Consider the following 3,199-nt stretch of genomic DNA (forward strand, 5'->3'; position numbering starts at 1 on the left):
ACGGAATACCGGACAGCATTCCCTCCAGAGCAGGCTACGAATCTGTACTCGCGGGAGTCACCGCACTGGTCCCGACCGCTCGTTCCTGGACGGTACAGCGCCATTGGTCCGGCGTCCGGCCAGCCACCGTGGACCAGCATCCGATCATCGGCCCCGTGACGGAGGACGCACGAGTGATCGCAGCTACCGGTCACTTCGGCCTTGGAGTGACGCTCGCCCCCGCCACCGCCGAACTGGTCTGCTCGCTCCTCGACGGGCGTGACCTCACCATTGAACAGCAGGACGCCCTTGATTTTTGCAAGCCGGCGAGGTTCATCGGTGACCATACGGCGCGGATGGTTGAATATCCGCCGTCCCATGTGCAATAGCGGTCATCCCGGTTGTCTCCCCGTGCGTCCAACTCGCTAGCTTCAAGGTGTGAAGTTCAGTGGACTGCAGAGGTAGCGGAGGTCGGCGCTTGCCGCCACTGGTCGAGCCGACTCCTGGACGGTTGCCCGACGAGCGACGCGATGATCCGGGCCGCACCGCGAGCACAGTCAGCTCGTGCGACGATGCCCGGTACGGGCGGTCCAAAGCCACCCGCAGGGCCACCTTTCGCGTTTGCGCCCGGCTTCGGAGCGTACAGGCCACGCCGAAGGGGACGGTCCCGGCGACGAAGGTCAGCAGCTTCCCTGGTACATTGCAAGCGTACTCATACGGTTACGGAACTGTGCAGTCTATTCGCGGCCGCCTGAGCATAACGCCTCAAACCTATTCTGGACGGCTACGGTGAGGATTCAGCCAAGGCAACACATCCTTGACATCTGGCGCGCGGTGCTGGCGACCGCCTACCAGGACGGAACCTGGGTCTGGGGCGGGAGGGACGAGTCCAACTCGATCAGTGATGCCGAGCAGCTTCTATGCATCCTCTATCCGGCGACCACGATCGAAAACCTGGCGCTCGACCGCCCGGATGCCATCGCCGACGATGTGCGAACCACGCTGAAGCCACTGGGCGACAGCAATCGCATACCTCGGGTTATCGTCGAGATACTTGGTGACTACATCGGCAGGTACTCGGACGAGAAGGGGGAGCCCGTCTTCACCGGCGGCCGCTACCTCCGGCGGGAAGCCAGCGGGCCACAGCCTGCGGCCACAGCCGAGCAGCTCGAACTCGACGTCGTCGACGCCTACTCGATGTCGGTGACCTTGTGCCTTGCGGCATTGGGTTTCATCAGTGTCTACAAGCCGACTGTCGAGCGCCGCCCCGAGGTGAGACGGAAGGTCGAAGAGATCGAGGCGTCGACGAGTCGCCGACTCACCGCGGCCATGCTGGGGCTCCTGCGCAGCTTCGTAGTGAAGACCGTCGAACCGGACGATCCGTACGGCCGCGCAATGCTCCATATGATGAACGCGGCGGGAGTCTCAGAACGCATAGTGCTCCAGGAACTGCGGAACAACCTCGCCCGGGTCCGTGCCAGACTACGGGACGACGTCCGGATCGGGGTGGGTTCCGACGTCGGCCTCGACAACGAGAATCTGCTGTTCGAATGCGGATGGACCTGGGGAATTGCGCAGAACGCCGGGCGGATCGACTTTGTAAGTGACGGGTTTCAGCAACGTTCCGGTGTTGCCGAAGCCAGACCCTATCTGTATTTCACGGTTGTGGCGCTCGACGGTATCAACGACCTCCTCTCACCCCGGACTCGCGAGCTAGGCCTCCTCAACGATGAGCAGCGGCGTTTGGCCGAGGCGTTGCAGATTCGCTGGGACCTCACTCAACGGTACTGGTCCACCATCGCCCGATTCGGTGATCAGGCGTGGCCGCTGGAGAACATCCCGTGGCAGACCTCCGACGGCGAGGAGTCGGACTACTACAGCCTGCTCGTCTCCTCGGTACTTGTTCAGGACCTCATCAACCGGCGAGCGACCGACGACGATCTCACCCGCGCGGTACAGGTGTTCGAGGAACTGGCTCGTCGTGGCCGGATCACCAGTCGAGTCACGAAGAGCGATCCCGCCGTGGCGCTGCACGTGCCCGGCGTACAGATGACCCTTAACGGCAGTGAGGACCTGGGCCCGCAGCTCTTCTGGAGCGCCGCCGACTTCGCGCCGCTGCTTCTCAAACGCACGCTGCAGGCCGCAAGGCTGTCGGCGAACGTGTCCGCCCGCGACCGCCTCATGGTCGTCGCCGAGGCCACGATGGACCATCTCGTCCGCCGCCGGTTGCGCGAAGGTCCAGGGTCGGGGCTGTGGGACAACCCGGTCGAGCTCCTCCTCCCCGCGGGGGGTCCCGTTGACAACAGGCCCTCGTGGTATCTGACCGAGCGCATGATCGAAGGGCTTGTCGCCGCGGCCGGCACGTACGAGGAGGCGCCGCTGCGCACCACGCACATGGTGGACAACGCCCGCGAACTACTCAGTGAGGCCGACCATCTGCTGAATCAGGAAATCCTGCAGGCCGACGCCGATGATCGATCCGAGTTGAACACGGGTCTCCTGGAGATCGAGGCCACGCTGACGCGGGCGCGCAGGATTCTCAGTGAGCGGCCGTCATCGGCCAGCGCCCTTGCCATGGAGGCGCTCCGCAAACTTGACGAGCTGGCTGTTGCACGCATCGACGCAGCAAGGATCATCTAGCCATGCTGGTGTTCGCTGCTTCGGACAAGGGCGGAACGGGCCGGTCGGTGACGAGTTGCAACATCGCCTACCGGTTGTCGCTCGCGGGCAACGATGTCGCCTACCTCGACTTCGACTTCGGATCCCCCACCGCTGGAGCGATCTTCGAGATCTCGAAAATCGACTGCGGCGCGGACGTCGGCCTCCACTCCTACATCGGCGGAACGATCAGCAGCCCGTACCAGGTCGACGTCCGCGCCACCTCCGACCGCTCGGGCCTTCGCACGCTGCACGCCAAGGCGGGCCGGCTGGCGTTGTTCGCCGGCGATCGAGGTGGGGCAGAATTCCCCAGCTCCGCCGAGAAGGTACGCCGCTGCATCGAACTGTTCCGGCGGCTGGACCAGGAATTCAAGGTGTGTGTGGTCGATCTCAGTGCCGGCCGATCACACGCTCTGCACATGGCGCTGAACGCGACGGCAGCTCCGGAAATCCGCTCGATTCCCGTCCGCTGGCTGGTATTCCACCGTTGGACCAGGCAGCATATCGTCGCAGCCCATAGTCTCGTCTACGGCAACGACGGACTCCTCGACGAGGGAACTCG

At 64.1% G+C, this 3,199-nt stretch carries 3 protein-coding genes; all 3 read left to right on the plus strand.

The features are described from left to right. Window positions 1-368: NAD(P)/FAD-dependent oxidoreductase (locus U9977_RS21900; protein ID WP_322751165.1), on the plus strand; the 368-nt coding region annotated here is incomplete at its 5' end. Between the two features lie 400 nt (window positions 369-768). Beyond that, window positions 769-2,619: an SCO2524 family protein gene (locus U9977_RS21905; RefSeq protein WP_322751166.1), complete on the plus strand. Its 1,851-nt coding sequence runs from the start codon at window positions 769-771 to the stop codon at window positions 2,617-2,619. 2 nt (window positions 2,620-2,621) lie between these two features. After that, window positions 2,622-3,199 (plus strand): SCO2523 family variant P-loop protein (locus tag U9977_RS21910; RefSeq protein WP_322751167.1); only part of this gene is annotated, 578 nt, incomplete at its 3' end.

Origin of the sequence: Protofrankia sp. Cas8, from assembly GCF_963555845.1 — a bacterium.
In the GTDB taxonomy this organism is placed as follows: Bacteria; Actinomycetota; Actinomycetes; order Frankiales; family Frankiaceae; genus Protofrankia.